Below are 26,950 nucleotides of genomic sequence, written 5' to 3'. Positions count from 1 at the left end.
GCGCGCCGCGAGCCGCGACGAGTCGGCCCGGCCGGGCCGGTCGGTCGCCAGGTCGGCCGGGTCCTCGCGGGCGGCCGGGGGTCCGCACGGCCTCTACTCGTCGAGCGCGGCGACCAGCAGGGAGACGGCGGCCAGGTCGGGCGCGTTGCGCAGGAAGGCCACGGCCTGCCGGGCCCCGAACTCGCGCTGGGCGGCCGTCACGGTGGGCTCGACGGCGGTGGCGGCCTGTACGTGGATGTAGTTGAGGGCCGTGGCGAAGAGCATGGAGAAGGACTCCGGCCCGGTGACCACGGCCCGGCCGCCCGCCTCCCGGTACGCCCGGGCCAGGAGCCGCGCGGCGGGGATGTCCACCTCGTTGCCGCCGGACCAGACGTGGAGGGCGCCCGCGAACTCCCGTTCCACCGCGACGGAACCGGCGTTGTCCCAGTCGAGCAGGACGGGCCCGTCCGGGCCGATCAGGACGTTCTGGGGCTGGAGGTCCAGGTGGGAGGTCACGAGGTCGCCGGGCGCCGAGGGGGTGACCCAGTGGGCCAGCCGGGGTGCGGACGTGGCGACGAAGCGGTCCAGTTCACCGGACCAGGGCAGGCCCGCGTCCCGCACCTTCTTGAGGGCGTCCTCCCAGGCGGCGTCGTCGGGACACCGTTCGTACCAGTCGTCAGGGGGCGCGACGGCGCCCTGACCTGCCTGGTGGAGCAGCGCCATGGTCCTGCCGAACCAGGTCAGGACGTCCGGGTCGGCCGGGTCCGCGGCGACGCCGTCGACCCAGTCGTACAGCTTCACCCAGGTGCCGCCGCCGGGGGAGTGGAGGCGGGAGACATGGGCGCCGTGCCGGTCGGGGTGGAGCCGGGGGGAGGCGATGCCGAGCCCGGCCGCGGAGTCCCGTAAGGCGGCCTCGCGGGCGACCTGGGCCTCGTCGCAGCCGAAGAGGAGTTCCTTGACGGCCCAGGAGCGGCCGTTTCCGGAGAGTTTCCAGATCTGGCCGAGGGCGCCCCGGGTGACGGGTGTCATGGTCCAGGGGCCGGTGCCGAGGGAGTAGCGCTCGGCGATGACACCGGCGGTGTCATCGGACGGGGTGCGTACGGCCATCGGAAGTCCCCTTCTCGCCGGGCCAGTTCAGGAGCAGTACGTGCAGGGCGTCGATCACCCTGTCCCAGGAGGCCTGGACGTCCCGGGGCGCGCCGAAGGCGCCGGTGGACTCCAGGGCGCAGTAGCCGTGGAAGGTGCTGCGCAGCAGGCGCACGGCGTCGGTGAGGTCGGGTTCGTCGAGGCCGTAGGCGCGGAGCATGCCGTAGGTGACGTCGGCCGTGCGGCGCATCGCGGGGGAGTCCGTGACGAGGTCCTGGTCGATGCGGATCTGTGTCGCGGCGTACCGCCCGGGGTGGTCCAGGGCGTAGGCCCGGTAGGCGGCGGCGAAGGCGCCCAGCGTGTCCCGTCCGGCCTCCCGCCCTTCGACGGCGTCCGCGATCCGGGCGGTCATCTCGCCCCCGGCGAGCAGGGCCATGCGGGTCCGCAGGTCCTTCAGCCCCCGGACATGGGTGTACAGACTGGCGTCCTTCACCCCGAAGCGACGGGCCAGGGCGGACAGCGTGACACCTTCGAAGCCGACCTCGTCGGCCAGCTCGACGGCGGCGGCGACGAGACGCTCGGGGGTGAGGCCGGCTCTGGGCATGGGATGTTCGGGTCACCTCTCGCTGAGGGCCGGGCGACAGGCGTGGTCCCCCGGACGCGCCGGGCGATGGTATCCGCCGGTGGGTGCGCGGCGGTGTCGGTGGCCGTCGGTCACATCAGCCCTTCCGCGATGGCCCGGCCCGTCTTCGAGGCCGTCAGGTAGCGCAGCAGGCTGTGGGGTTTCAGGCCGTTGTCGAGGGACTCGTCGGCCACCGGGCCGAAGCGCGGGGCGAGTTCGTGGACGACGGCCACCAGGTCGCCCGGGTCGGCGACGTTCGTCCACCGGTGGACTCCGCCCGGCCAGGCGCCGCGTCCCTCCGTCGGCAGCGGGCTCAGCCGGTTGAAGATCAGGGACAGGCCGAGCGGGGAGCCGAGCGTGACCAGGTCGGTGACGGGCCATTCGGGGTGCTCGCACAGGGCCTCGTACGCCACGACCGAGCCCAGCGAGTGTGCGACCAGCACCCGGGTGTCGGGGCCGATCTCCTCCGCCACCCGGGCCCGGGCCCGCTGCCACACGACGGGCTCGTTCATGTACCGCCGCACCTGCTTCAGGGCGAGCACCATCATGCGGTCCGAGTACGTGCCGAAGAACCGGGACCCGGACAGCGCGTCCAGTGCGCCGCGGACCCGCTGGGACAGCAGCCGGCCCGTGCCGGGGATCGCGCGGGTGCCGGGCTCGTCCGGGCCGGGCACCGCCGGGTCCGTGGCCGCGGCGGCCTCCCACCACGCCGCGAGCAGCTCCGCCTCGAATCCCTCCTCGACGTCGTGCTCGTCCCAGGGCGGCACACCGAGGGCGCGGGTGCCCTCCTCGAAGAAGACGTCGCCGTAGAACGCGCAGGCGACCTCCTCCTCGGTGAGCCGGAGCCCCGACCCGTGCCGTACGCCGTCACGCAGGGCCGGGACCACGTCCCGGCCCATCAGCGCCGCCCCCGACCACTCGTGCCCGATCCCGTGCACCACCACGACCCGTGCCATCGCCCGTTCCCCCCGGTGTCCGTCAGCGCAGTCCAGAAGGTCCGAGCGTAGTACGGGACTCGGGCGGCGGGGCGCGGACGCGGAGCGGTTCGCCCCCGCGGTGGCCGGGCTGTCAGCCGTTGATGCGGTTCGCCCCCGCGGTGGCCGGGCCGTCAGCCGTTGATGCCGCTGCCGTGCGGCAGGCGCCACCGCCACCGCCCCAGCAGCAGCCCGGCACGGCCGCGACGAGGTACGTCACGCGGCCGGCTGCGGTCGAGACAGCGGCGGCCGGCCGGCACGAGGCCGACCGGCCGCGGAGGACATTCCGACAGCCCCGGTATGTCGACCAATCGGTCAATCGACTGATCGGCTTTCTTACCCGGTGGTCGAGAACACGAACGAGAACTCCGCCGGCTCCGCCTTCAGGACGTACTGCGGCAGCGGACCCGGACCGCAGGACTGCGAGCCGATGCCGTGCAGTCCGTGGTCGAGGTTGACCCACACCGTGTCGCCGGCCGTGAGGTCGGTGCGGTGCCGGGCGGCGTCGAGCTGCTCGGTCGTCCAGCGCCGCGCCGTGAAGAAGAACTCCGGGTCACCCTCGACCCGGAGGCCGCCGAGCTCCACCCAGCGCACATCGGCCCGGGCACCGTTCTCCTGCGGACGGACGTACGGCGTCTGCAGCCCGTCCACCGTCGACCGCCAACGGCCCACCATGGACGCCGTGCCGGTGTCCGGGTACGCCTCGCCGGGACCGCCTCCGAACCACTCCACCGCGTCGGCCTCCGGCAGCCTGAAGCGCACGCCCAGCCGGGGCAGCGGCACCGTCCAGTCGCCCTCCGGCGTCACGGACACGCTCAGCCGCAGCCGCTCACCGTCGGACGTCCAGCGGTACACCGTGTCCAGGCCGATCTCACGGGCGGCGGGCGCCACCCGGGTGCGGACCGTCAGCGCGTCGTCGCCGGCCTCGACGGACACCAGGCGGTGCCGCATCCGGTGCAGACCCAGCGTGCGCCACAGCACCCCGAAGCGGGTGTCGGTCTGCCATTCGGCGCCGTCGTCGTTGTCGGTCGTCGCCCGCCACACGTCCAGCCGCGGCGTCGCGTCGACCTCCACCTCGCCGATCGAGAGCAGCGTACCGGTGCGGGCGTCGAACCGGCCCGGGCCGAGTGTGATCCGGCCGTCGTCCGGGACGGGCCGGTCGGTCGCCGGGAACGAGGGCAACGGCCGCGCCCCCACCGCGAACTGGCCCCAGGCCACCACATGGCCCTTCGCCGCCCACGACGTGTCGTCCGCGAGCAGCGCCCGCACCGTCCACTGCCGTTCGCCGCCCCGGCCGTCCGCGGGCGGCTCCGGCAGCTTCACCTCGGCGCTCTCGCCCGGCGCGAGCGCCGGCACCGCGAGCGAGCCCGACTCGACGGTCTCGCCGTCCACCTGGCACGACCACGCGAAGGCCAGCGCGGACAGGTCGGCGAAGTCGTGCTTGTTGGTGATGTGCACGGTGCCGTTGGCCCCGTCACCCTCGATGCGGACCGGCTCGACGACCTTCTTGTACTCGATCAGGCCCGGCGACGGCGTCCGGTCCGGGAAGACCAGCCCGTCGCACACGAAGTTGCCGTCGTGCAGCTCCTCGCCGAAGTCACCGCCGTAGGCGTAGCCCAGCTCGGCGTGCTTGACGCCGTGGTCGATCCACTCCCAGACGAAACCGCCCTGGAGCCTGTCGTACGTCTCGAACAGCTCCTGGTAGTCGGCGAGGCCGCCCGGGCCGTTGCCCATGGCGTGCGCGTACTCGCACTGGATGAACGGCAGCTCGCGGCGCTTGCGGGTCCCGCCGTCGAGCCGCCGGCCGATCTTCTCGACCTCGTCGTGGAAGGCGTACATCCGCGAGTACACGTCGGTGTCGCGGCAGTTCCAGTCGCCCTCGTAGTGCACCAGCCGCTCGGGGTCGCGGCCGCGGATCCACTCGGCCATGGCGGTCAGGCCGCGTCCGGTGCCGGCCTCGTTGCCCAGCGACCAGAACACGATCGACGGGTGGTTCTTGTCCCGCTCCACCATGCGCGCGGCGCGGTCCAGCAGGGCCGGCGTCCAGCGGTCGTCGTCGACCGGGTTGTCCCGCCAGTCCTGCTCGGTGAAACCGTGGGTCTCCAGGTCGCACTCGTCGATGACCCACAGGCCGTACTCGTCGCACAGGTCCAGGAAGGCCGGGTGCGGCGGGTAGTGCGAGGTGCGCACGGCGTTCAGGTTGTGCCGCTTCATCAGCAGCACGTCCTCGCGCATGGTCTCCAGGTCCAGCGCGCGGCCCCGCTCGGGGTGCCACTCGTGCCGGTTGACGCCCCTGAACAGGATCGCCCGGCCGTTGACCTTGATCAGCCCGTCCTCCAGGGCGACCGTGCGGAAGCCGATGCGCAGCGGCACCCGCTCCCCGTCCGTGGCCAGCACACCGTCATACAGCTTCGGAGTCTCCGCGGTCCACGGCTCGACGGCGACCGTGACCGGATCGCCGGTCGCGACATCGATGTCCAGGGCGGGTACGGTCACACGCCCGGCGACGTCGGAGTCGACCCGCAGGGTGCCCTCGCCGGTGGTGTGGTCGTAGGAGGCGTGCACGAAGAAGTCGCCGACGCCGCCCGCCGGGCGGTGCAGCAGCGTCACGTCCCGGAAGATGCCCGGCAGCCACCACTGGTCCTGGTCCTCCAGGTACGACCCGGCCGACCACTGGTGCACACGCACCGCGAGCACGTTGCGGCCCGGCTTCAGCAGCTCGCCCACCGCGAACTCGTGCGCGAGGCGGGAGCCCTTGAACTCGCCGAGCTCCGTGCCGTTCAGCCAGACCCGGGCGCAGGACTCGACGCCGTCGAAGCGCAGCACCGCCCCGCCGTCCGACGGCCAGTCGGACGGCAGGTCGAAGACCCGCAGGTGGTCACCGGTCGGGTTCTCCGTCGGCACGTACGGCGGGTCCACCGGGAAGGGGTAGAGGTGGTTGGTGTAGATCGGGGAGCCGAAGGCCCCGTCGCCCTGGAGGACCCAGTGTCCGGGGACCGTGACCTCGGCCCAGTCCCCGGCGTCGTGGCCCTCTTCGGCGAACGAGTCGTCCTCGGCGCCGGCGGTGGCCGAGAGCCGGAAGCGCCAGCGGCCGTTCAGCGACAGGAACCGCGCGTCCGAGGACGCGTACCAGGCGCGGGGCGGCAGGACACCGCTGCCCGGGGAGACATCCTCGACGTAGTCGACGGAGGGGGTCGTGCGGTAAGACATCGGTCTCCTAGCTCAGCCCTTGATGCCGGTCTGTGCGATCCCCTGCACCAGCCAGCGCTGGAGGAAGAGGAAGACGAAGACCAGGGGCAGGATCGAGATGGCGGTGGCCATGAAGATCAGGTGGTAGTTGACGGTCTGGTTCGTCATATACGACGACAGCGCCACCTGGACCGTCCAGGCACTCGGATCCTGGCCGATGACCAGGGGCCAGAGGAAGGCGTTCCAGCCGTTGATGAAGGTGATCGTGGCGATGGCCGCGAAGAAGTTCAGCGAGTTCGGCACGACGATCCGCCAGTACGCGCCCCAGTAGCCGAGCCCGTCCACCCGCGCCGCCTCCTCGAGCTCCTTCGGGAACCCCAGGAAGTACTGCCGGAACAGGAAGCACGTGAAACCACTGAAGAGGCCCGGGATGATCAGGCCCCGGTAACTGTCGACCCAGCCGAGGGACGAGACCAGCACGAAGCTCGGCACGAAGGTGACGGCCGTGGGCACCATCAGGGTCACCAGGACGGCGTAGAACACCTTGTTGGCGTGCTTGTACGGGATGCGGGCGAGGCCGTATCCGGCCATCGAGCAGATCAGCAGGATGCCGGCCGTGTGGAGGACGGCGACGACCACGGAGTTCCACAGGGACTGCGCGAAGTCGACGGTGACGTCGTCGAAGGGCTCGCTGATGTTGCCCCACTGGACGGACGTGGGGAACCACTTCCAGGTCTCGCCCGTGATCTCCGGGTCCGTCATCAGCGCGTTGCGGACGATCAGATAGAAGGGGATCAGGAAGAGGAGGGCGGCGACGCCGGTCGCGATGTACAGACCGGTGCTGCCCATGACGCCGCCGCCGCGTTCGGCCTTGGCCGGCTTCGTCGTCTCGGTGATGTCGGGTGCCGTGGTGGTCACTTGGACTCCTCACCCCTTCCGAAGCCCATGATCTTGCCCTGGAGCAGGGTGACGACGCAGATGAGCAGGGTCAGCACGACCGCGCCCGCGCTGCCCGCGCCGTAGTTCTGGTTCTGGCCGAGGGCCATCTTGTAGAGCTCGACGAGCGGGGGCTGGCCCCAGGTGGCCTTGCCGAGCAGGTTGAAGAACTCGTCGAAGGCCTGGTAGGCGGCGACCAGCAGGAGCAGGATCACCGCGGTGGAGGTGGCCCTGAGCTGGGGCAGGGTGATGTGCCGGAAGGTCTGCCAGCCCGGTCTGGCGCCGTCGATGGACGCTGCTTCGTACAGCTCCCGGGGGATGTTCTGCAGCGCCGCGATGAACAGGATCATGTAGAAACCCGACTGCAGCCAGAGGCGGACGGTCACGATGACCAGCCAGTACCAGGGCGGGTCGGGGTTGGCCAGCCACGCGATGTTGTCGATGCCGAACCATCCGAGGACGGTGTTGGCCAGACCGAAGCGGACGCCGTTGAAGATGGACATCTTCCAGATCAGCGCGGCGGCGACATAGCTGACCGCGGTCGGCAGGAAGAACACCGACCGGAAGAACGCCCGCATGAACCGCAGCCGGTGGACCAGCAGCGCGAGACCCAGCGAGAGGGCCCAGGTGGCGGGCACGATGAACGCGGCGAACACGGTGAACGTGACCAGCGAGTTCCGGAAGTTCGTGTCCGTCAGGATCTGCCGGTAGTTGTCGAGGCCGACGAACTCGCTCGGCGTGACGGTGAAGCGTGCCTCGAAGAAGCTGAGCCAGATGCTCCAGCCGATCGGCACGAAGACGAAGATCACCAGGCCGGTCAGGAACGGCCCGGTGAAGAGCCAGAAGTTGAAGGTGCTGCTCGCCCTCAGGCCCCGCCACGGCCGAGGCCGGGAGACCTCGGCCGGGGCGGGCTGGGCGACCCCGCGCGTGGTGGTGGTCGACATGTCGAGATCCCTTCGGTGGTCTATCCGAAGAGCTTCTTGAGTTCGGCGTCGACCTTCTTCTCACAGGCGTCGAGCTGGGCCTTCGGGTCACCGTCCTTGCGGACGGTGTTGGCGATCACGTCCCAGAACGCGGCGATCATGGCCTGCGTCCAGCCGATGTTGTCGAAGTGGCCGAACTCGTTGAAGAGCTTGACGCCCTCGGCCGGCAGACCGGACTTCAGCTTGGTGGCGGACCGGGCGAGCGAGGAGCGCGGCGGGATGTGGAAGCCGTAGGAGGTGGCGAAGTCCTCCTGGTACTTCTTCTGGTCGATCCACAGCCACTTCACGTATGCCTTGGCCGCCTCGACGTTCTTGCTCTTGGCGTTGACGAACATCGACCAGCCGCCGTTGTAGACCGACTGCTTGCCGGCCGAACCGACCTTCGGGAAGGGGAAGATGCCGATGTCGTCGCCGAGCGCCTTCTGCATGGCCGGCATGGCCCACATGCCGCACCACTGGATCGCCGTCAGGCCCTGGATGAAGGCCGAGGGATCCCACGAGTCGGCGGGGGCGTCGAGCAGCAGGTTGCCGCTGGTGAACAGGCCACGCAGCTGCTTGAGACCCTCGGCGACGGCGTCGGTGTTGAAGGCGGGCTTGTTGTCCGCGGTGAGCGTGTCGGCGCCGGCCGACCAGATCAGCGGGCGGTCGATCGAGGTCAGGTCGTTGCCCAGGAAGATGCCCTTGACCTTGCTGGTGGTCAGCTTGTCGGCGGCCTCGATCAGCTCTTCCAGCGTGGTCGGCACCTCGACCCCGGCCTTCTCGAACATCGAGGGACGGTAGAAGAGGAACTGCGGGTCGTCGATCATCCGGACGCCGTATATCTTGCCGTCGACCGTGTGCGACGTGATGTCGGCCTGGTTGAAGTCGTCCTTGACCGGTTCGATGATGTCGGTCAGATCGGCCACCTGACCGCTCTTGACGAGCTGGATCTGCGGGTGGAACTCGAAGACGTCCGGCGCGTTCTTCGTGAGCAGCGCGGCGAAGAGCTTCTGCTCGTAGTTGTTGCCGGTGATCCACTGCGTGGTGACGTCGGCGTCCTTGTAGTCCTTCGCGTACCGCTTCACGGCCTGCTCGACGCCGGCCTCGCCGTACGCGTGGAAGTACTGGACCAGGCCGTCGCCCGAACCGGACCCACCGCCCCGGCCGTTGTTGCCGCCGCACGCGGCGAGTCCGCCGGCGGCGGCCAGACCCATCGCGGCCCGCAGTACGTTCCGGCGGTCCCAGTTCATGTTGCTCGATGCCGACATGCTGACGTCCTTGTCTCGAGTGTGGCTGCGGCTCTGCGGCTCACTGCCTGAGGGCCCACGGCCCGCAGGCGCGCGCCAGGTGGCTCAAAGAGAGGTGCGGTGCGGGACGCTAGAGCTTCGGCTAAGGCTTCGGCAAGGGGTTGGACGAAGTCTGTGCGAAGCGTTGTGTCCGGTTCGCGATTTCGAACGCGCGGGGGGAGCGGAGGAGTTGGTTCCCGCTACGCGGGCGGGGCGGTGGTACGGCTCCGCACGGGGGTGGTGCGGGTGCCGTTCTTCTGCCCGACGGTCTGCAGCGCGCCTTCGAGCGCGAACGTGGCCGCGCCGAGGCACACCGGGTCGGTGGGGATCGGGGAGAGGACGACCTCGGTGGCGGCCAGTGGCCGGGGCAGCGCGTGCCGGGTCACGGCCTCGCGCACCTCGTGCAGCAGCGGCTCGCCCAGGGTGCGGGCGACCCAGCTGCTCAGCACGACGATCTCGGGGTTGAACAGGTTGACCAGGTCCGCGACGCCGGCGCCCAGATAGCGGGCGGTCTCGTGGACGACCCGGCGCGCGACGGGGTCGTCCGCCGCGACCCCGCGGGCGAGGGCGTCGATGGTCGCGGTCTGGTCCTCGGCGTGCAGCAGCGCGCTGCCGGGGTCGAGTTCGCGCAGGTTCAGCATGATGCCGCGGGCGCCGACGTACGTCTCCACGCATCCGTGGTTGCCGCAGCGGCACAGGCGTCCGTCCAGCACCATCGTGGTGTGGCCCCACTCGCCGGCGCTGTTGCTGACGCCCCGGTGCAGTCCGCCGCCCAGGACGAGACCGGCGCCCACGCCGGTGCCCAGGTTGACCACCACCGCGTTCCCGCGTCCGCGCGCGGCGCCGAACCACAGCTCGGCGACCGCGCTGGCGCGCAGCGGGTTGTCCAGGTACAGCGGGTAGGCGATGTGCTCGGTGAGCAGGTCGAGGAGCGGTACGTCGTGCCAGTCCCAGTTCGGCGCGTACTCGGAGATGCCGGTCGCGCGGTCGACCTGCCCCGGCACGCTCACCCCGACCCCCAGTACCCGGGCGCCCTCGATGCCGGCCTGGGTGACGACGGAGCCGACGGCGGTGGCCACGTGGCCGACGACGTGCTCGGGCAGGCTCTCGCCGGGCCGGACGTCCTCCTCGGCGCGGGCCAGCACGTTCAGTCCGAGGTCGAACAGCTCGACGTGGACGTACGTCTCGGCGATGTCGACGCCGATCAGCGCGCCGCCCGAGGTGTTGACCGCGACCAGGCCGCGGGGGCGGCCGCCGGCCGAGTCCTCGAAGCCGACCTCGGTGATCATGCGCAGGTCGAGCAGCTCGCCCACGAGGGTGGCGACCGTCGCGAGGCTGAGGCCGGTGGCCGCCGCCAGTTCCTGCCGGGAGGTGGGTGACTCCGCGATGATCTGGCGCAGCACCTCGTAGCGGTTCGCGGTGCGGATGTCACGTGAGGTGCGCTTCACCGGGGTGCCTCATTCCTTCCCAGACCGGCCGGGCCGGGTCGAGTCGGCCACGGCGCGGCGCAAGGCTATGGGCTGCCGGGACTTTCGACAAGGGGTTTGGAAAGGGGCTTTATAAAGTGCGCGCCTGGTGAAGGGCGGTGATGGCCGGACGCGGCCCGCCCATCATGCCTCAGTGCGGGACCGGCGGCCCCCGCCGTGTCAGTCCCGTCCCTCGGCGTGAGCCCCGGCGGCAGCGGGCGGCGCCTCGCCCGGGCGGCTCGCGCCGGCGACCGCGGCGGACAGCTGCCGTTGCACCTGCTCCGGCAGTGTCGCGCCGCGTACGGTGCCCACCAGGTCCCGGGCCAGGTCGTGCAGTTTGGTGTTGGTGTTCTGCGAGGTCCTGACCAGCACGCTCCAGGCCGCCTCGGGGGTCAGGCCGAAGGAGGCCATGAGGATGCCGCGGGCCAGGTCGATGGTGGGCCGGGTCTGCATGGCGCGGCGCAGCTGGGTGACTTCGGCCCGCAGGTCCTGGCCGTCCTCCTGCGGCGGGACCGTGCCGGGCGGGTCCGGGGGTGCGGCGCTCCGCGTGGGGCGGGAGTCCGTGAACAGCTCCCGCGTGCCGGTCAGGTCGAGAAGGCGGTCGACCGCGACGCCGCACGACCGGACGGTGACCGACCTGCCCTGCTCGACGGCGCGATCGCGCAGGTCCAGCAGGGCGTTCAGGCCGGAGCAGTCGCAGAAGCCGACCGCGTCCAGACGCAGGTCGATGCCGTCGCCCGACAGGGGGAGCAGGTCGTACAGCTCGGGCAGCAACCGGCGGCTGCCCAGGTCCAGTTCACCCCACATCGTCACGGTCATCCGGTCGCCGCTCGGAACGACGTCCATGGTCGCCGTGCAGGGCGGGATCGCCGTCGGCGCACGGCCGGTCGCCGCGGGTGCGGCGTCTTCCGGGGTGTGAGACCGCGCAGCATACGCAGGCTCCGGCATGGCCCTGTTCTCCCTCGTCCGTTCGCCTTGCCTCCGGTTTCGGCGTTGCCTCTCTACCCCATGCATGTCAATCAATACATGAAACGGCATACGTGTTTTTGGGTGCCTGAATGTTCTGTCGTTAGAGTTGGGTGCATGGATGGAGTGCCCGAGTCACACGCCGGATGGACGTTCCTCACCAATCACGCCCGCGTGCTGGCCGCCATTGCCGACAATCACAGCGCCCGTATCCGGGACATCGCGGCGCACTGCCGGCTCACCGAGCGGGCCGTGCAGAAGATCATCGCGGACCTGGAGCAGGACGGGTACCTCTCCCACACGAGGGAGGGGCGCACCAACACGTACCGGATCGACCCCGGCAAGGTGCTGCGCCACCCCGCCGAGGCCGGACTGACGGTGGCGTCCCTGATGTCCCTGCTCGTCAAGGACGAGGCCGGCCGCGCCACGACCTCGGCCACCCGCGGCCGCACCCGGCCCGCCACCTGACCGGCGCCCGCCCTGCCACGGACGCCTCCGGGCCGGTCCGGCACCCCTTCCGGCCACGTCCGCGCGAGCACCTCGCCCACGCCTGTGCCTTCGCCTACGCCTGCCCGAGCACCTCCCGCACGAAGGTGTTGGCGAACGTTCCGCTCGGGTCCAGCTCCTGCGTCAGCGTCCGGAAGTCGCCCAGGCGCGGGTACAGCTCCCGCAGGGCGGGCGCGGGCAGGGTGAACACCTTCCCCCAGTGCGGGCGGGCCCCGAAGGGGGCCAGTGCCTCCTCGACCCGGCGCACCACCGGCAGGACCGCCCGGGTGTCCTCGACCCACGTGAAGTGCGCCGCGACCGTGTCCCGCCCGTAGGAAGGGCTCAGCCACTGGTCGTCGCCGGCGACCGTGCGCACCTCGCAGGTCTGCAGGACGGGCGCGACGCTCTCCCGGACGGCGTCGAGCGCGTGCAGCATCTCCACGGCGTGCCCGCGCGGCAGCAGGTACTCCGACTGCAGTTCCGCCCCGCTGCTCGGCACGAACTCCGCCCGGAAGTGCGGCAGCCGCTGGTGCCACGGCCCCGGCACACCGAACTGCTCGGTGCAGTGGACCGCGGGCATGCCCGGCACCGGGTGCATCTTCTCCGTCGCGGGAGCGGCCCAGGGGAACGCGGGCAGCGGCTGGTCCGTGCGCCGCTTGAGCCACACCTGCCCGAAGCCCGGCTCGCGCCAGTCGGTGAACAGGCTGACGCTGTACCCCGTCGCCATCACCGTCTCGAACACCCCGGAGTCCAGGCCCTCCAGGGGCAGCCCGGTGAAGACATGCTGCTCGACCTCGTAGGCCGGCTCCAGATCGAGGGTGAGCGCGGTGACGACGCCGAGCGCGCCCAGCGCGGTGACGGCTCCACCGAACCGCTCCTCGCCCCGCCCCACGGTCACCACCGAGCCGTCGGCCGTGACCAGCTCCACCTCGCGCACGGACGCCGAGAGCGGGCCGTTGAGCACGCCCGAGCCATGCGTGCCGGTCGCGACGGACCCGGCCACCGAGATGTGCGGCAGCGACGCCATGTTGTGCAGCGCCAGCCCCTGCGCGTGCACCCGGCGGGCCAGTTCCGCGTAGCGCACGCCGCCGCCGACCCGGACCGTGCGGGCCACCGTGTCGATCTCCACCTCGGGGGGCAGGTCCGCCAGCGACAGCAGGACGCCCTCGGGACCCGGCTCGGCGATCTCGTTGAACGAGTGCCCGCTGCCGAGGACCCGCACCCGGTCGCTCCGCGCGACGAGCGCGCGCACCGCGGCCGGTGAGCCGGGCCGGTGCACTTCCTTCGCCGCGTAGGTGACGTTGCCCGCCCAGTTCGTCACGGTCCCGTTCATCCCACGTCCTTCCCCGAGGCGACGGGGACGGAAAGCCCCCCGCGGGAACCTACCCCCGGTCCATGGTCCATTGCCGCTCCCGTCCGGATCCGCCTAGGGTAAGAGCGTAGAGAGCGTTTTCTGTGCGCGGTGCGGAAACCGCTCGGACAACGTCCCGAGCAGGAAGGTCACCTCTGTGAGCCGGCGCCCCCAGGCACTGTTCGCCCTGGCCGCGGAGAACGTGCCGCTGGTCTTCCCGCCCGAGGTGCTGGCGCGGCTGCGCGAGGCGGTCGACATCGACCCGGGCCTGGTGGTCCAGGACTTCACCGACCCGCGCGCCCTCGACGCGCTCGCCCGGGCCGAGATCCTGGTGACCGGCTGGGGCTGTCCCCGGATCGACAAGACGGTGCTGGACAAGGCGCCCCTGCTGCGGGCGGTGCTGCACTCGGCCGGCTCCGTGAAGTCCTTCGCCACCGACGCCCTCCAGGAGCGCGGCATCGCCGTCTCCTCGGCCGCGGGCGCCAACGCGCTGCCGGTCGCCGAGTACACCCTCGCCATGATCCTGCTCGCCGGGAAGGGCGTCCTGGCCGCCCGCGACCGGCTGCGCGCCACCCGCCCCGTCGCGGGCTGGGGCGTCATCCCCGGCATCGGCAATCACGGCCGCCGGGTCGGCGTCATCGGAGCCTCCCGCATCGGCCGCCGCGTCCTGGAACTGCTCCGCCCCTTCGACCTGCGGCCCGTCCTCACCGACCCCTACGTCGACGAACGCGCGGCCGCCGCGCTCGGCGTCCCCCTGCTGCCGCTGGACGAGCTGCTGCGCACGTCCGGCATCGTCACCGTGCACGCCCCCGAGACGCCCGAGACCCACCGCATGATCGGCCGCCGTGAACTGGCGCTCATGCCCGACGGGGCGGTGCTGATCAACACCGCGCGCGGTTCCCTGGTCGACCACGACGCACTCGTGGCGGAACTGCGCACCGGGCGCCTCACCGCCGTCCTCGACGTCACCGACCCGGAGCCGCTCCCCGTCGACTCGCCCCTCTACGACCTGCCCGGCGCCTTCGTCACCCCGCACCTCGCCGGCTCCCAGGGCAACGAGCTGGCCCGGCTCGGCCTGGTGGTCGCGCAGGAGGCGGAACGCCTGGTGGCCGGCGAGCAGCCGGCGTACGCGGTCGACTGGGCGGCGCTGGAGCACGAGGCCTGACCCGTCCGGGACGGTGAACGCCGGCCCGCGGTCCGGGGTGAAGCATCACGAACAGAGCATTTCGTCCGCTCCGGGGGACCCGGTACCCGCCCCGCGCGGCCGGGGGCATACCGTGAGGAGTCGTACGTCCGAACCGGGAGGAGAGACGGGATGGGCAGCCGTACCGCGCTGGTCGAGGATCTGATGGAGCGGTTCCCGCACGTGCCGCGGGAGGCCGTCTTCAAGGAGGACCTGCTCCGCGGCGGCGTCGCCTTCGACCCGTCCGCGCTCAGCGACAACGAGGGCGGCGAGGTCAAGCCGAAGTCGTACTTCATCTTCTCCTTCGACCACGGCACCCTGCCCGAGCTGGGGGAGGCCGCGCTGCGCCGCCCGCCGGAGGAGATCATCCTCACCGGCGGCCCCTACGACCTGCGCCGCACGGTCGTCTCGGTCCGGGTGAACCCCGCCTCCCCCTACCGCGTCGCCGCGAACGAGGACGGCGTGCTCGGCCTCTACCTCGACGGCAAGCGCATCTCCGACGTCGGCGTGCCGCCGATGCCCGAGTACTACCGGCACACCCTCGCCAACGGGAAGTCGGTCATGGAGGTCGCCCCGACCATCCAGTGGGGCTACCTGATCTACCTGACCGCCTTCCGCGTGTGCCAGTACTTCGGCGCCAAGGAGGAGTGCCAGTACTGCGACATCAACCACAACTGGCGCCAGCACAAGGCGGCGGGCCGGCCGTACACGGGCGTGAAGGACGTCGACGAAGTCCTCGAGGCGCTCGACATCATCAACCGGTACGACACCGCGAAGGTGTCCACCGCGTACACGCTCACCGGCGGCGCGATCACCTCGAAGGTCCAGGGCCTGGACGAGGCGGACTTCTACGGGCGGTACGCCAAGGCCATCGAGGAGCACTTCCCGGGCCGCTGGATCGGCAAGGTCGTCGCCCAGGCCCTCCCGCGCGACGACGTCCAGCGCTTCAAGGACTACGGCGTGCAGATCTACCACCCCAACTACGAGGTGTGGGACGAGTACCTGTTCAAGATGTACTGCCCCGGCAAGGAGCGCTACGTCGGCCGCGACGAGTGGCACAAGCGGATCCTGGACTCGGCTGAGGTCTTCGGCGCGCGCAACGTCATCCCCAACTTCGTGGCGGGCGTGGAGATGGCCGAGCCCTTCGGCTTCAAGACGGTCGACGAGGCCATCGACTCCACCACCGAGGGCCTGCGCTTCTTCATGTCGCACGGCATCACGCCCCGCTTCACCACCTGGTGCCCGGAGCCCACGACGCCGCTCGGCAAGGCCAACCCGCAGGGCGCGCCCCTGGAGTACCACATCCGTCTGCTCCAGGCCTACCGGCAGACCATGGAGGACTTCGGCCTCTCCTCGCCCCCCGGCTACGGCCCGCCCGGAGCCGGCAACGCGGTCTTCTCGGTGAGCTCCTTCATGGACAGCCTCCCGGCCGACGCACCCACCGGCGTTTGATAACGCTTCGATGACAACGCCCCTCGGGGCGGCACCGAATCGAGTCGCAGGGCGGCCGCCCCCGTATGGCACACCGAAGCCGGAGCCAGGGGGGTGCGGCCGCCCTTCGTGATATCTGAACAGGGCGCTTGTCAGTTGTGTGGGAGGCGTGAAAAGCTCTTGCACTGCCGCGAGGTTCCCCCCAACTCCAACACCGATGTGGTGAGTTGACCTCGCTCGTGGATGCAGGAGACTCATGCCCGACCTGCCGACCCCTCAGGACGCCACCGAGGCCGCGCTGTTCTCCGAGTGCTGGGACGCGGTCCTCGCGTACGCGGACCTGTGCACGTCCGGTTCCGCGGCCGCCGCACAGCTCGGCCGCGAGGCGTTCGCGCACGGCATACGCGAGGCCCGTGACGCCGAGCACGGCCTCGTCCGCGGCAGTGCCCGCCGCCCGGCCCGGCTGCCCCGCATACCCCTGCTGCTGACCTCCGTGCGCACCACCGCCGCGGCCTGGGAACAGGAGGGGCAGGGCCACAAACTCGACCCCGACCTGCGCCTGTGGCTCAACTCCGACAAGGCCGCCCGCTACACCGGCCCGCCCCTGCAACGCCCCCTCGCCCTGCGCGGCCTGCGCGATCTGCAGCAGGCCGACGCCGAACTGCTCTGGTTCGCCGAGGTGGAGGCGCTGCCGCTGCCCCTGGTCGCCCGCCGCCTGGGGCTCGATCCGGCCGGTGTCGCCGAGGAACTCCAGCAGGTGCGCACCCTGTTCCGGGACCGCTGCCACCGCAACCACCTCGACACCCCGATGGACCCCCAGTGCCGCAGCTACGCCCGGCTGCTGGACGCCGTCACCCGCTCCTCCGCCGCCGAGACCCCCGGCGACCTGTCCCGGCACCTCGCCACCTGCGTGCAGTGCGCCGAAGCCGCCGCCTGTCTGCGCCTGCACGGCGGAGCCCTGCCCGGGGCGCTGGCCGGCGGAGTGATCGGCTGGGGCGGCCTCGCCTACCTGGAGCGCCGCCGCCGCGCCGCCGAAGTACGCCTCGGCGCCGGCCGCCCCGGCTCCGCGGACAAGGCGGGCGGAGAACCGGAGGACGGCGAGCAGAAGGCCCGCGTCGCCCGCAACGGCCTCCTCGTCGCCGCCGTCCTGGTCTCGGTGCTGGCGCTCGGCGTCTCCCTCATGCCCTTCGGCGGCGACGGCGACGACCTGGGCGCGCGCGGCGGCGTCGACCGCCAGCCCGTGGCCGACAGCGCTCCGCCCCTGCCCTCCGCCCCGTCCCTGGCGCCCACGACCTCGAAGCCGGCCGCCGAGCGGACCACCCAGGACACCGAGCGGCCGGAGAAGTCGGGCGAGCCGGAGGACGACAAACGCCACACCGAACCCCAGGGCACCTCCTCGCCCACCGGCCGGACCGCACCCGACAAGAGCGCCGACCCCCTCTGCCGCGTCGCGTACGACCTGGTCAACCAGTGGCCCGACGGCTTCCAGGCCACCGTCACCGTCACCAGCACCCGCTCCCTCGACTCCTGGCGCGTCGCCTGGTCCTTCCGGGACGGCCAGCAGGTGGGCCAGATGTGGGACGCCTCCGTCGCCCAGGACGGCTCCCGCGTCACCGCGACGGCCGCCGACTACAACAAGAAGGTCCCGGCGGGCGGCGACCTGTCCTTCGGCTTCCTCGCCTCCTGGCGCGGCAAGAACTCCCCGCCGTACGACTTCGAACTGAACGGCCAGGCCTGCGCGAAAAACAGTTGACGCACCCGCGCCGGGGCGGGATATCGTCACCTCGGTTCCGCGCACACCGCGGTTCCGTGACACCAAGAGCCGAGCGATGAGGAGGTGTTGACCGATGGCTGTCATTGCGATGAGCGCTGCCCGCATCCAGTCCATGAAGTCCACCTCCATGGCCGCCGGCTGATCCGACCGCATGCGTCGGGCCGGGGGCCGACCTCGGAAGGGTCACCCTTGTCTTCCTCCTCCGCTTCATCCGTTTCCTCCGCGCTCGCTCCCTACGGCTGGGACGAGGCCTGGGCCGAGGCGTTCGCCCCCTACCAGGCCGAAGGGCTGCTGCCCGGGCGGGTCGTACGGGTCGACCGCGGGCAGTGCGACGTCGTCACCGCCGACGGGCCGCTGCGGGCCGACACCGCGTTCGTCACCCCGCACGACCCCCTGCGGGTGGTGTGCACGGGCGACTGGGTCGCCGTCGAACCCGGCGGGAACCCGCGCTACGTCCGCACCTGCCTGCCGCGCCGCACCGCCTTCGTCCGCTCCACCTCCTCCCAGCGGTCCGAGGGACAGATCCTCGCGGCCAACGTCGACCACGCCGTCATCGCCGTGTCCCTCGCGGTCGAGCTCGACCTCGGGCGCATCGAGCGTTTCCTCGCGCTCTCCTGGGAGTCCGGGGCCCAGCCCGTCGTCGTCCTCACCAAGGCCGACCTCGTGCCGGACGCCGTGACCCTCGCGCACCTCGTCCAGGACGTGGAGACGAGCGCGCCCGGCGTGCCGGTCGTGCCCGTCAGCTCCCTGGGCGGGGACGGTCTCGACGTGCTCGCCGCGATCGTCGGCGGCGGGACGTCGGTCCTGCTCGGCCAGTCCGGCGCGGGCAAGTCGACCCTCGCCAACGCACTGCTCGGCGAGGACGTCATGGCCGTCCAGGCCACCCGCGACGTCGACGGCAAGGGCCGCCACACCACGACCACCCGCAACCTGCTCGTACTGCCCGGCGGAGGCGTCCTCATCGACACCCCCGGGCTGCGGGGCGTCGGCCTGTGGGACGCCGAGACCGGCGTCGAGCAGGTGTTCTCCGAGATCGCGGAACTGGCCGAGCGGTGCCGCTTCCACGACTGCGCCCACGAGGCGGAGCCGGGCTGCGCCGTGCTGGCCGCCGTCGACAGCGGTGAGCTGCCGCAGCGGCGGCTGGAGAGCTACCGCAAGCTGCTGCGGGAGAACCAGCGCATCGTCGCCAAGACCGACGCCCGCCTGCGGGCCGAGATCCGCAAGGACTGGAAGCGGAAGGGAGCGATGGGCCGCGCCGCGATGCAGGCGAAGCGGGGCGCGCACTGGCGCGCGTGACCACTACGCGCCCGCGGCGGGGCGGGGTGGGATCCGGTGTTCGCCCGGCGGGCGCGCACCCGCCGTGGGGGCGGAGGCCGGGCCCGCGCCCGGCCCCCGCCCGATCGTGGTGTCCGATATCCGCCAGCGGACAGGCGGGCGGCGGGCGCAGACTGGGGCTGTGACGCAACAGGGAACGGACGAGGACACCAGGTACGAGGCCGTGCGCAGCCGCGACGCCCGTTTCGACGGCGTGTTCTTCTTCGCCGTCGCGACGACCGGCATCTACTGCCGGCCCAGCTGCCCCGCGGTCACCCCGAAGCGGGCCAACGTACGGTTCTTCGCCACCGCCGCCGCCGCGCAGGGCTCCGGGTTCCGTGCCTGCCGGCGGTGCCGCCCGGACGCCGTGCCCGGCTCCGCCGAGTGGAACGTCCGCGCGGACGTGGTCGGCCGGGCCGTGCGGCTGATCGCCGACGGCGTCGTCGACCGGGAGGGCGTCGCCGGACTCGCCGTCCGCCTCGGCTACAGCGCACGGCAGGTGCAGCGGCAGCTCACCGCCGAACTCGGCGCCGGGCCGGTCGCCCTCGCCCGGGCGCAGCGGGCCCACACCGCCCGCGTCCTCGTGCAGACCACCGACCTGCCGATCACCGAGATCGCCTTCGCGGCGGGCTTCGCCAGCGTGCGGCAGTTCAACGACACGATGCGGACGGTGTACGCGTCGACGCCGAGCGAGCTGCGCGCCGCCGCACCCGAGCACGGCCGGGCCCGCCGCACCCCCACCCCGAACGCCGGCATCCCGCTCCGGCTCGCCCACCGCGGCCCCTACCGGGCGGGACCCGTCTTCGACCTGCTGGAACACGAGGCCGTACCCGGCATCGAAGAGGTGAGCGGCCCACCCGGCGCCCGCACCTACCGGCGCACCCTCCGCCTCCCCTACGGCACCGGCATCGCCGCCGTGGGCGAACGCCCCGGCACCGCCCGGAGCGGGCTCGGCGCCCACCCGGGCGGCTGGCTCGACGCCCGGCTGCACCTCACCGACCCGCGCGACCTGACCACAGCCGTCCAGCGGCTGCGGCGCCTGTTCGACCTCGACGCCGACCCCTACGCCGTCGACGAGCGCCTCGCCGCCGACCCGCGGCTCGCACCCCTGGTCGCCGCCCGGCCCGGGCTGCGCTCGCCGGGCACCGCCGACCCGGAGGAACTCGCGGTGCGTGCCCTGGTCGGCCGCACGGAGGCGGAACGGCTCGTACGCCGCTACGGCAAGGCCCTCGACGCCCCCTGCGGAAGCCTCACCCACCTCTTCCCCGAGCCGGCCGTGCTGGCCGGGGCCGAGCCCGCAGGCGCCCTCGGCGCGCTCACCGCCGCCCTCGCCGACCGGGCCGTACGCCTGGACCCGGGCGCCGACCGGGACGCCGCGCAGGACGCCCTGCGGGCCGTGCCCGGTCTGGACGGCCGTACCGTCGCCGAGATCCGCGCCCGCGCCCTCGGCGACCCGGACGTCGCCCCGCCCGGCCTCGACGCACCCGACAGCTGGCGCCCCTGGCGCTCGTACGCACTGAACCACCTGCGCGCAGCAGGGGAGTGGGAGTCCCGATGACCTGCCCGACGTACTGGACGAGCGTGCCCGGCCCCCTCGGGCCGCTGCTTCTCACCGCCGCTCCGACCGGCGAGCTGACCTCGCTGTCGGTTCCGGGGCAGAAGGGCGGACGCGCGGTGCGGGACGACTGGCGTCGCGACCCCGGACCCTTCCGGGAGGCCGAGGAGCAGCTCGCCGCGTACTTCGCCGGGGAACTGAAGGAGTTCCGTCTGGCCTGGCGCACCGAGGGCACCGCCTTCCGCGAGAAGGTCTGGGCCGCGCTGGACGACATCCCGTACGGCGCGACCGCTACCTACGGCGAGATCGCCGCGCGCATCGGAGCGCCCCGGGCCGCGGTGCGGGCGGTCGGCGGTGCGATCGGTGCGAATCCGCTGCTGGTGATCCGCCCCTGCCACCGGGTGATCGGGGCGGACGGGGCGCTGACCGGCTACGCGGGCGGGCTGGACCGCAAGGTACGGCTGCTGACCCATGAGGGGGTGCTGCGGGCCTGACACGAGGGGGTGCCGCGGACCGACGGCCGCCCGCTCAGCCCCAGAGGACGGCGCCCACCCAGGCCGCCGCGATCAGCTGGCAGGTGAACAGTTCGGCCAGGACGCTCCAGCCGCCCGCGCGCATGACCGTGCGCAGGGCCGCCACCGCGTCGGCGTGCCGGCCGAGGCGGAGCCGCTCGAAGAGGTAGACACCGCTCAGGAAGCCGGGGACCGAGCCGAGGACGGGAATCAGGACGAAGCCCAGGACGGAACCGCTGCCGGCACAGGCCAGCATGCGGCGGGTGGTGTGGTTCATCCGCAGCCTGCGGGGCGGGAGCGCCCAGCGGACGGCCTGGGAGGCCAGCAGCAGGACCGTGGCCCCGACCAGCACCCACCAAGCGACGGGCTGCGGGTCCTTCAGCGCCCACCACATGACCGCGGCCCACACCAGCAACGATCCCGGCATGGCGGGCAGCAGCACTCCGCACAGCCCGAGCAGGATGACCAGCCCGACCAGCAGGAGGTCCCACACTCCCATCTGACCAGACTGCCGGAACACCGGAGAACGCGCAGGTCAGCAGCGTGGCCGAGGCTCAGACCCGCAGGTCAGCCGCCCGTGCCGCACCGGACCCCGCCTTTCGTACGGCCGTTCTACGGCTCACCCGACGTGCCGTTCACGGCCCCTCGGTGGGCCGGTTTTTTCCACAAGCCCCGTTTTCATCCCGCTCGTGCGGTGGACAATCAGGGGCATGAGCCAGCAGGGGGGAAGGCCCACCGGTCACGAGGACGACTGGTGGAGGGAGTTGTACGACGACTCCACCGACGACACGGGCCCCGCACCGGCGCGGGATTCCCTGGACGACCGGTTCGCCTCGGCGTCGGGGGCGGTGGGGGAGGAGACCCGGGAGCGTGGCGGCTCCCCGAACCGGCCGGCGGCGCGGCCCTTCGGTGCGGAGCCGGTGGTCCCGGCGCCCCGCACCGGAGCCGACGACGTCCACGACCCGCCCCCCGCCCCCGGCCCGCCCCGCCCACGTGCCCCCTGGGAGCCGCCGACGAAGCGCCCCACGGGCCCGGTGAGCTTCCCGGCAGCCCAGCAGCCGCCGCGACACACCGACCGCACAGCCACCGGCTCGTCCCCCGACCGCCCGGATCAGCCGCCCGCCCCGCCGGCCCCCGACGCGCGGACCCCCCGCGTCCCACCTCCTCCCACGGACCCTCCGGCCTGGCCGGCCCCCGACACCGCCGCCGAAGCGCCCGTACCGCCGCGTCCCGCCGCGCCGCCGCCCGCGGTTCCGCAGGCCCAGGACGCTCCACCCGCACCGGCGCGTCCCGCCGAACAGCCCTCCGTGGTTCCGCAACCGGACGACACCCCGTCGGTGCTCGAACCGCCCGTGCCCGCTCCCGGGGCCCGTGGTTACGTCGGTACGCGACCGCCGACCTATGACGCCGAACCCACCGCGCTCCCGGCCGCCGACCCGGACGACCTCGACGATCTCGTGGCGGACACCGTGCTGGACGGGGCCCGGTACGGCGCCTGCACGGTGCGGGCCGTCTCCCTGCGGGGGGACTCCGCGCGGTACCGGGGGGAGCCCCGCAGGGATGCGCTGCTCATGGCCCGGTTCGGTGGGGGGGACCACGCGCTGCTGCTGGTGGCGATGGCGACCGGGGCCCGGGCCACGCCCGGTGCGCACCGGGCCGCCGCCGAGGCCTGTCACTGGATCGGACGAGCCGTCGGACGCAGCCACGCCCGGCTGGTCGAGGACATAAGGGACGGACGGCGCGGCGACCTGAAGTCCGGGCTGCACCGGCTCACCGACCGCAGCCTCGGCAAGCTCCGGGCCAGCGCCTCCGAGCAGGGCGTCGCCCCCGAGGAGTACGCGGCCAGCCTGCGCTGCCTGCTGCTGCCGGCCGACCCCCGGTGCCGCACCCGGGTGTTCTTCGGGGTCGGGCCGGGCGGACTGTTCCGGTTGCGCGAGGGGGAGTGGCAGGACATCGAACCGCAGGTCGCCGAAGTCAAGGGCGAGCCCGTCCTGGGCTTCGGCTCACCGCCCTCCGAGACGCCCGAGGGCGACCGGCTCACCATGGACCTGGGCATCCCCACCCCGCCCAGCCCCTACGAACCGGCCCCGGAGCCGCCCCGCGAGCCCTTCCGCTTCCGCACGTCCGTCGCCCGCCCGGGTGACACGCTCCTGATGTGCAGCGGCGGCCTCGCCGACCCCCTGCACGGCGAGCCCGACCTGGGCGAGTACCTCGCCGAGCGCTGGTCCCGCCCCGAGCCGCCCGGCCTCGCCGCGTTCCTCGCCGACTCCCAGGTACGGGTCAAGGGCTATGCGGACGACCGTACGGCCGCCGCGGTGTGGGAGGCGTGAGCGCGAGCCGTGTGACTTGATGGAACCCGGAGGGATCCGAGCAGACCGAAGGGGCAGACGAGAACCATGGCCAAACAGAACGTCGCGGAACAGTTCGTCGACATCCTGACCCGCGCCGGGGTCAAGCGCCTCTACGGCGTCGTCGGCGACAGCCTCAACCCGATCGTCGACGCCGTCCGCCGCAACTCCGCCATCGACTGGATCCATGTCCGGCACGAGGAGACCGCCGCCTTCGCCGCCAGTGCCGAGGCGCAGATCACCGGCTCTCTCGCCGCCTGCGCCGGCTCCTGCGGCCCCGGCAACCTCCACCTCATCAACGGCCTCTACGACGCCCACCGCTCCATGGCCCCGGTCCTCGCCCTCGCCTCGCACATCCCCTCCAGCGAGATCGGCCTCGGCTTCTTCCAGGAGACCCACCCCGACCGGCTGTTCACCGAGTGCAGCCACTACAGCGAGATGATCTCCAGCCCGGAGCAGATGCCGCGGCTGCTGCAGACCGCCATCCAGAACGCCGTCGGCCGCAGCGGCGTCAGCGTCGTCACCCTGCCCGGCGACATCGCCGACCGGCCCGCGCCCGAGAAGGCCGCCGAGACCGCCCTCGTGACCTCCCGCCCGACGGTCCGCCCCGGCGACGCCGAGATCGACCGGCTCGTCGAGATGATCGACGAGGCCGGCAAGGTCACCCTCTTCTGCGGCAGCGGCACGGCCGGAGCCCACGCCGAGGTCATGGAGTTCGCCGGGAAGATCAAATCCCCGGTCGGGCACGCCCTGCGCGGCAAGGAATGGATCCAGTACGACAACCCCTTCGACGTCGGCATGAGCGGCCTGCTCGGCTACGGCGCCGCCTACGAGGCCACCCACGAGTGCGACCTGCTGATCCTGCTCGGCACCGACTTCCCCTACAACGCCTTCCTCCCCGACGACGTCAAGATCGCCCAGGTCGACGTCCGGCCCGAGCACCTCGGCCGCCGCTCGAAGCTGGACCTCGCGGTGTGGGGCGACGTACGGGAGACGCTGCGCTGTCTGATCCCGCGGGTGCGGGAGAAGAAGAACCGCCGCTTCCTCGACCGGATGCTGAAGAAGCACGCCGACGCACTGGAGGGGGTGGTCAAGGCGTACACCCGCAAGGTCGAGAAGCACACGCCGATCCACCCCGAGTACGTGGCGTCCGTGCTCGACGAAGTGGCGTCCGACGACGCCGTGTTCACCGTCGACACCGGTATGTGCAACGTCTGGGCCGCCCGCTACATCTCGCCCAACGGCCGCCGCCGCGTCATCGGTTCCTTCTCCCACGGCTCGATGGCCAACGCCCTGCCCATGGCCATCGGCGCGCAGTTCACCGACCGCAAACGGCAGGTCGTGTCGATGTCCGGCGACGGCGGCTTCTCCATGCTGATGGGCGACTTCCTCACGCTGGTCCAGTACGACCTGCCCGTGAAGGTCGTGCTGTTCAACAACTCCTCGCTCGGCATGGTCGAGTTGGAGATGCTGGTGGCCGGTCTCCCGTCGTACGGCACCGCCAACAAGAACCCCGACTTCGCCGCCGTCGCCCGGGCCTGCGGGGCGTACGGGGTGCGCGTCGAGAAGCCCAAGGACCTTCCGGGCGCCCTGAAGGACGCCTTCAAGCACAAGGGCCCGGCCCTCGTCGACGTGGTCACCGACCCCAACGCGCTGTCCATCCCGCCGAAGATCAAGGCGGAGATGGTGACCGGGTTCGCCCTCTCCGCCTCGAAGATGGTGCTGGACGGCGGGGTCGGCCGGATGCTCCAGATGGCCCGCTCCAACCTGCGCAACGTGCCCCGGTTCTAGCTGTAGTTCTAGCTGTAGGGGGTCCACGCGCGTGCGGAGGTGTCGTACACGTAGCGGGGCAGGCCCTGGATGCCGCTGGTCCGGAACGGGCGGCCGTCGTCGTCGATCCGGACCGTGCCCCGGCGGCCCTCGGAGGACCAGTCCAGCTCCAGGTACCAGCGGCAGTCGCACGCCGTGGTCCGGGCGTTGACCAGCAGCACCTCCGGGTCCCGGGCGGACACCCGGTAGGGCATGCGCACCGCCGGGATCGGCGTACCCGCGTCGCTCCCGGCGACCGCGCGGGCGATGGGCCGGTCCTTGTCCAGGTTCACGTCGAAGGAACGGGGGGTGATCGCCCCGCCGCAGCCCCGGTCCATGGCGTAGGCATAGCCCTGCGCCGGGGCGGTCCGCCCCACCACGCGCACGCGCAGCGCCTCCAGTACGACGGCCGTGTCGGTCCGCCCCTGCACGGTCAGTCGCACGAGCGTCTCGCCGCCGTGCACCGCGTTCTGCGACGCGGCCCAGACCCCCGCGTCCTGCGGGACGGGCGGCGGCGCCACCTGCCCGGGCGGCCGGGCGATGACGTAGTCGTGAGCGCAGCCGAGCTCCCAGGCCTGCGAGTCGGCCGACCAGGTGAGGGGCGGGGCGGACGTGGAGCCGCCGGTGGACGGGGTGGTGCGGGAGGAGGGTGTCGGAGGGGGCTTCGGCTGCTTCGGGGTGGCGGAGGGAGAGGACCGCCGGGGACTGGGGGAAACGCCGCTCGGAGTGGGAGAGGCGTCGCGCCGCTCCGGGGCCTTGGTCTCCGTCATGGCGGAGGGCGCCGGACCGGCCGGGCCGGCCCGGCCGCCGGCCGGCGTACGCCGCCCGTCCGGCAGTGCGGCGAGACTCCCGAGTGCCGCGAGCACCGCGCAGGCGGCGGCCAGTCCGACCGCGACGCGCCTGCGGCGGTACCAGGGGCGACGGGGGAGCGGGGAGTCTGCCGCAGGGCCGCCCACAGGGCCGTCCAACGGCCCGGGTCCCGAGTCGTCCATCGCGTCGGGTTGCGGGTCGTCGACCGCGTCGGATGCCGGGTCGTCCACCGCGTCGGGTCCTGAGTCGTCCATCGCGTCGGGTTGCGGGTCGTCGACCGCGTCGGATGCCGGGTCGTCCACCGCGTCGGGTTGCGGGTCGTCGACCGCGTCGGATGCCGGGTCGTCCACCGCGTCGTCCGCTGCCTCCGCTGCCGGGTCGTCCACCGGGCCGGGTACCGGACCGGTCGTCAGGCCGTCGACGGCGTCCTGTGCTTGCTCCGGTTCGTCCTCCCCGGTGGCGATCTCGCCCTCGCGCGCCGCACCGGCCGTAGCGGCTGTGGCTGTCGTGGCCGCCGTGCGGGGCCGCTGCCGCGCCGCCGCGGCCAGGAGCCAGCGGCGGTGGAGCTCCAGACGTTCCTGCGGGGACGCCCCGCACAGGGCGGCGAAGCGCTCCACGGGGGCGAAGTCGACCGGGACCGCCTCACCCGCGCAGTAGCGGTGCAGGGTCGAGGTGTTCATGGCCAGGCGCCGGGCCAGTGAACCGTAACTGCGGTCCGTGCGCTCCTTCAGCGTCCTCAGCAGCGCCGCGAACTCCCCGACGTCGTCGACGTCGTCCTGTGCCGACACCCTTCCCCCGTCCTCGTAGGCCCGACCCGGCCCGGGAACGGCATCCCAGGCACCCCATGTACCTGCACGTCAGACGGCCTGGGATGGTTCCACCGTGCCGGATCGGATGCGGGCTGTTGCGCC

Annotated in this window: 21 protein-coding genes; 9 read left to right on the top strand and 12 right to left on the bottom strand. The window is 72.4% G+C overall.

What is annotated here, in order from left to right:
* Positions 1-93 precede the first annotated feature (93 nt).
* The 9 genes from ACFV20_RS07960 to ACFV20_RS07920 form a co-directional block, all read right to left on the bottom strand.
* Positions 94-1,086 carry a phosphotransferase enzyme family protein gene (locus tag ACFV20_RS07960; RefSeq protein ID WP_385653700.1) on the bottom strand — a complete coding sequence of 331 codons (993 nt, stop codon included), beginning with the start codon at positions 1,084-1,086 and terminating at the stop codon, positions 94-96.
* On the bottom strand, positions 1,061-1,669 hold the full coding sequence (locus ACFV20_RS07955) for a TetR/AcrR family transcriptional regulator (RefSeq protein ID WP_385653698.1): 609 nt from the start codon (positions 1,667-1,669) through the stop codon (positions 1,061-1,063). Before ACFV20_RS07955 ends, ACFV20_RS07960 begins: the two co-directional genes overlap by 26 nt.
* 110 nt (positions 1,670-1,779) lie before the next feature.
* Positions 1,780-2,643: an antibiotic ABC transporter ATP-binding protein gene (locus ACFV20_RS07950; RefSeq protein WP_385653695.1), complete on the bottom strand. Its 864-nt coding sequence runs from the start codon at positions 2,641-2,643 to the stop codon at positions 1,780-1,782.
* A gap of 354 nt (positions 2,644-2,997) precedes the next feature.
* Positions 2,998-5,871, bottom strand: a complete 2,874-nt coding sequence (locus ACFV20_RS07945) for a glycoside hydrolase family 2 TIM barrel-domain containing protein (protein ID WP_385653693.1) — start codon at positions 5,869-5,871, stop codon at positions 2,998-3,000.
* A gap of 12 nt (positions 5,872-5,883) precedes the next feature.
* Positions 5,884-6,768: a carbohydrate ABC transporter permease gene (locus ACFV20_RS07940; RefSeq protein WP_385653691.1), complete on the bottom strand. Its 885-nt coding sequence runs from the start codon at positions 6,766-6,768 to the stop codon at positions 5,884-5,886.
* A complete protein-coding gene (locus ACFV20_RS07935) occupies positions 6,765-7,730 on the bottom strand; it encodes a carbohydrate ABC transporter permease (RefSeq protein WP_385653688.1) in 966 nt (321 codons plus the stop codon). The genes ACFV20_RS07940 and ACFV20_RS07935 overlap by 4 nt, the downstream gene beginning before the upstream one ends.
* Before the next feature lie 20 nt (positions 7,731-7,750).
* Positions 7,751-9,016 (bottom strand): ABC transporter substrate-binding protein, encoded by a 1,266-nt coding sequence (locus ACFV20_RS07930; protein WP_385653685.1) that lies wholly within the window; start codon positions 9,014-9,016, stop codon positions 7,751-7,753.
* Positions 9,017-9,234: 218 nt separating this feature from the next.
* Positions 9,235-10,482 (bottom strand): ROK family transcriptional regulator, encoded by a 1,248-nt coding sequence (locus tag ACFV20_RS07925; protein ID WP_385653682.1) that lies wholly within the window; start codon positions 10,480-10,482, stop codon positions 9,235-9,237.
* A gap of 198 nt (positions 10,483-10,680) precedes the next feature.
* The gene (locus tag ACFV20_RS07920; protein ID WP_385653680.1) at positions 10,681-11,346 is read right to left on the bottom strand and encodes an ANTAR domain-containing protein; all 666 of its coding nucleotides are present in this window, start codon (positions 11,344-11,346) and stop codon (positions 10,681-10,683) included.
* A 237-nt stretch (positions 11,347-11,583) separates the two neighbouring features.
* On the opposite strand from ACFV20_RS07920, the gene ACFV20_RS07915 reads away from it, so the two are divergent.
* Entirely contained in the window at positions 11,584-11,934 is a 351-nt protein-coding gene (locus ACFV20_RS07915) for a helix-turn-helix transcriptional regulator (protein WP_385653679.1), read from the top strand.
* 94 nt (positions 11,935-12,028) lie between these two features.
* Here ACFV20_RS07915 and ACFV20_RS07910 read toward each other — a convergent pair whose 3' ends face one another.
* The gene (locus tag ACFV20_RS07910) at positions 12,029-13,285 is read right to left on the bottom strand and encodes an FAD-binding protein (protein WP_385653677.1); all 1,257 of its coding nucleotides are present in this window, start codon (positions 13,283-13,285) and stop codon (positions 12,029-12,031) included.
* A 175-nt stretch (positions 13,286-13,460) separates the two neighbouring features.
* Here ACFV20_RS07910 and ACFV20_RS07905 point away from each other — a divergent pair, with 175 nt between their 5' ends.
* The 6 genes from ACFV20_RS07905 (at position 13,461) to ACFV20_RS07880 (ending at position 21,054) form a co-directional block, all read left to right on the top strand.
* Positions 13,461-14,468 carry a hydroxyacid dehydrogenase gene (locus tag ACFV20_RS07905; RefSeq protein ID WP_385653675.1) on the top strand — a complete coding sequence of 336 codons (1,008 nt, stop codon included), beginning with the start codon at positions 13,461-13,463 and terminating at the stop codon, positions 14,466-14,468.
* Positions 14,469-14,618: 150 nt separating this feature from the next.
* Positions 14,619-15,938 (top strand): radical SAM protein, encoded by a 1,320-nt coding sequence (locus ACFV20_RS07900; RefSeq protein ID WP_385653674.1) that lies wholly within the window; start codon positions 14,619-14,621, stop codon positions 15,936-15,938.
* 235 nt (positions 15,939-16,173) lie between these two features.
* Positions 16,174-17,670 carry a cellulose binding domain-containing protein gene (locus ACFV20_RS07895; RefSeq protein WP_385653673.1) on the top strand — a complete coding sequence of 499 codons (1,497 nt, stop codon included), beginning with the start codon at positions 16,174-16,176 and terminating at the stop codon, positions 17,668-17,670.
* A 210-nt stretch (positions 17,671-17,880) separates the two neighbouring features.
* On the top strand, positions 17,881-18,987 hold the full coding sequence (gene rsgA, locus ACFV20_RS07890) for a ribosome small subunit-dependent GTPase A (RefSeq protein WP_385653671.1): 1,107 nt from the start codon (positions 17,881-17,883) through the stop codon (positions 18,985-18,987).
* 160 nt (positions 18,988-19,147) lie between these two features.
* Positions 19,148-20,563, top strand: a complete 1,416-nt coding sequence (locus ACFV20_RS07885; protein WP_385653669.1) for a DNA-3-methyladenine glycosylase 2 family protein — start codon at positions 19,148-19,150, stop codon at positions 20,561-20,563.
* Positions 20,560-21,054: a methylated-DNA--[protein]-cysteine S-methyltransferase gene (locus ACFV20_RS07880; RefSeq protein WP_385653668.1), complete on the top strand. Its 495-nt coding sequence runs from the start codon at positions 20,560-20,562 to the stop codon at positions 21,052-21,054. Before ACFV20_RS07885 ends, ACFV20_RS07880 begins: the two co-directional genes overlap by 4 nt.
* Before the next feature lie 34 nt (positions 21,055-21,088).
* Here ACFV20_RS07880 and ACFV20_RS07875 read toward each other — a convergent pair whose 3' ends face one another.
* Positions 21,089-21,571 carry a DUF456 domain-containing protein gene (locus ACFV20_RS07875; protein ID WP_385653666.1) on the bottom strand — a complete coding sequence of 161 codons (483 nt, stop codon included), beginning with the start codon at positions 21,569-21,571 and terminating at the stop codon, positions 21,089-21,091.
* Between the two features lie 211 nt (positions 21,572-21,782).
* Here ACFV20_RS07875 and ACFV20_RS07870 point away from each other — a divergent pair, with 211 nt between their 5' ends.
* Together ACFV20_RS07870 and ACFV20_RS07865 are read left to right on the top strand one after the other, a co-directional pair.
* Positions 21,783-23,402: a protein phosphatase 2C domain-containing protein gene (locus ACFV20_RS07870; protein ID WP_385653665.1), complete on the top strand. Its 1,620-nt coding sequence runs from the start codon at positions 21,783-21,785 to the stop codon at positions 23,400-23,402.
* A 66-nt stretch (positions 23,403-23,468) separates the two neighbouring features.
* Positions 23,469-25,211 carry a pyruvate dehydrogenase gene (locus tag ACFV20_RS07865; RefSeq protein WP_385653662.1) on the top strand — a complete coding sequence of 581 codons (1,743 nt, stop codon included), beginning with the start codon at positions 23,469-23,471 and terminating at the stop codon, positions 25,209-25,211.
* 8 nt (positions 25,212-25,219) lie between these two features.
* Here ACFV20_RS07865 and ACFV20_RS07860 read toward each other — a convergent pair whose 3' ends face one another.
* The gene (locus tag ACFV20_RS07860; protein ID WP_385653661.1) at positions 25,220-26,827 is read right to left on the bottom strand and encodes a helix-turn-helix domain-containing protein; all 1,608 of its coding nucleotides are present in this window, start codon (positions 26,825-26,827) and stop codon (positions 25,220-25,222) included.
* Between the last annotated feature and the right edge of the window lie 123 nt (positions 26,828-26,950).

Source organism: Streptomyces sp. NPDC059696 (genome assembly GCF_042733745.1).
In the GTDB taxonomy this organism is placed as follows: domain Bacteria; phylum Actinomycetota; class Actinomycetes; order Streptomycetales; family Streptomycetaceae; genus Streptomyces.
Note: the sequence above shows the minus strand (reverse complement) of the source record. Positions and strands in the feature narration are given on the sequence as shown.

Coding starts and splice junctions, on each gene's coding strand:
- ACFV20_RS07960 (WP_385653700.1), bottom strand. CDS start 1,086: ATGGCCGTACGCACCCCGTCCGATGACACCGCCGGTGTCATCGCCGAG.
- ACFV20_RS07955 (WP_385653698.1), bottom strand. CDS start 1,669: ATGCCCAGAGCCGGCCTCACCCCCGAGCGTCTCGTCGCCGCCGCCGTC.
- ACFV20_RS07950 (WP_385653695.1), bottom strand. CDS start 2,643: ATGGCACGGGTCGTGGTGGTGCACGGGATCGGGCACGAGTGGTCGGGG.
- ACFV20_RS07945 (WP_385653693.1), bottom strand. CDS start 5,871: ATGTCTTACCGCACGACCCCCTCCGTCGACTACGTCGAGGATGTCTCC.
- ACFV20_RS07935 (WP_385653688.1), bottom strand. CDS start 7,730: ATGTCGACCACCACCACGCGCGGGGTCGCCCAGCCCGCCCCGGCCGAG.
- ACFV20_RS07930 (WP_385653685.1), bottom strand. CDS start 9,016: ATGTCGGCATCGAGCAACATGAACTGGGACCGCCGGAACGTACTGCGG.
- ACFV20_RS07920 (WP_385653680.1), bottom strand. CDS start 11,346: ATGGACGTCGTTCCGAGCGGCGACCGGATGACCGTGACGATGTGGGGT.
- ACFV20_RS07915 (WP_385653679.1), top strand. CDS start 11,584: ATGGATGGAGTGCCCGAGTCACACGCCGGATGGACGTTCCTCACCAAT.
- ACFV20_RS07910 (WP_385653677.1), bottom strand. CDS start 13,285: ATGAACGGGACCGTGACGAACTGGGCGGGCAACGTCACCTACGCGGCG.
- ACFV20_RS07900 (WP_385653674.1), top strand. CDS start 14,619: ATGGGCAGCCGTACCGCGCTGGTCGAGGATCTGATGGAGCGGTTCCCG.
- ACFV20_RS07895 (WP_385653673.1), top strand. CDS start 16,174: ATGCCCGACCTGCCGACCCCTCAGGACGCCACCGAGGCCGCGCTGTTC.
- ACFV20_RS07880 (WP_385653668.1), top strand. CDS start 20,560: ATGACCTGCCCGACGTACTGGACGAGCGTGCCCGGCCCCCTCGGGCCG.
- ACFV20_RS07875 (WP_385653666.1), bottom strand. CDS start 21,571: ATGGGAGTGTGGGACCTCCTGCTGGTCGGGCTGGTCATCCTGCTCGGG.
- ACFV20_RS07870 (WP_385653665.1), top strand. CDS start 21,783: ATGAGCCAGCAGGGGGGAAGGCCCACCGGTCACGAGGACGACTGGTGG.
- ACFV20_RS07865 (WP_385653662.1), top strand. CDS start 23,469: ATGGCCAAACAGAACGTCGCGGAACAGTTCGTCGACATCCTGACCCGC.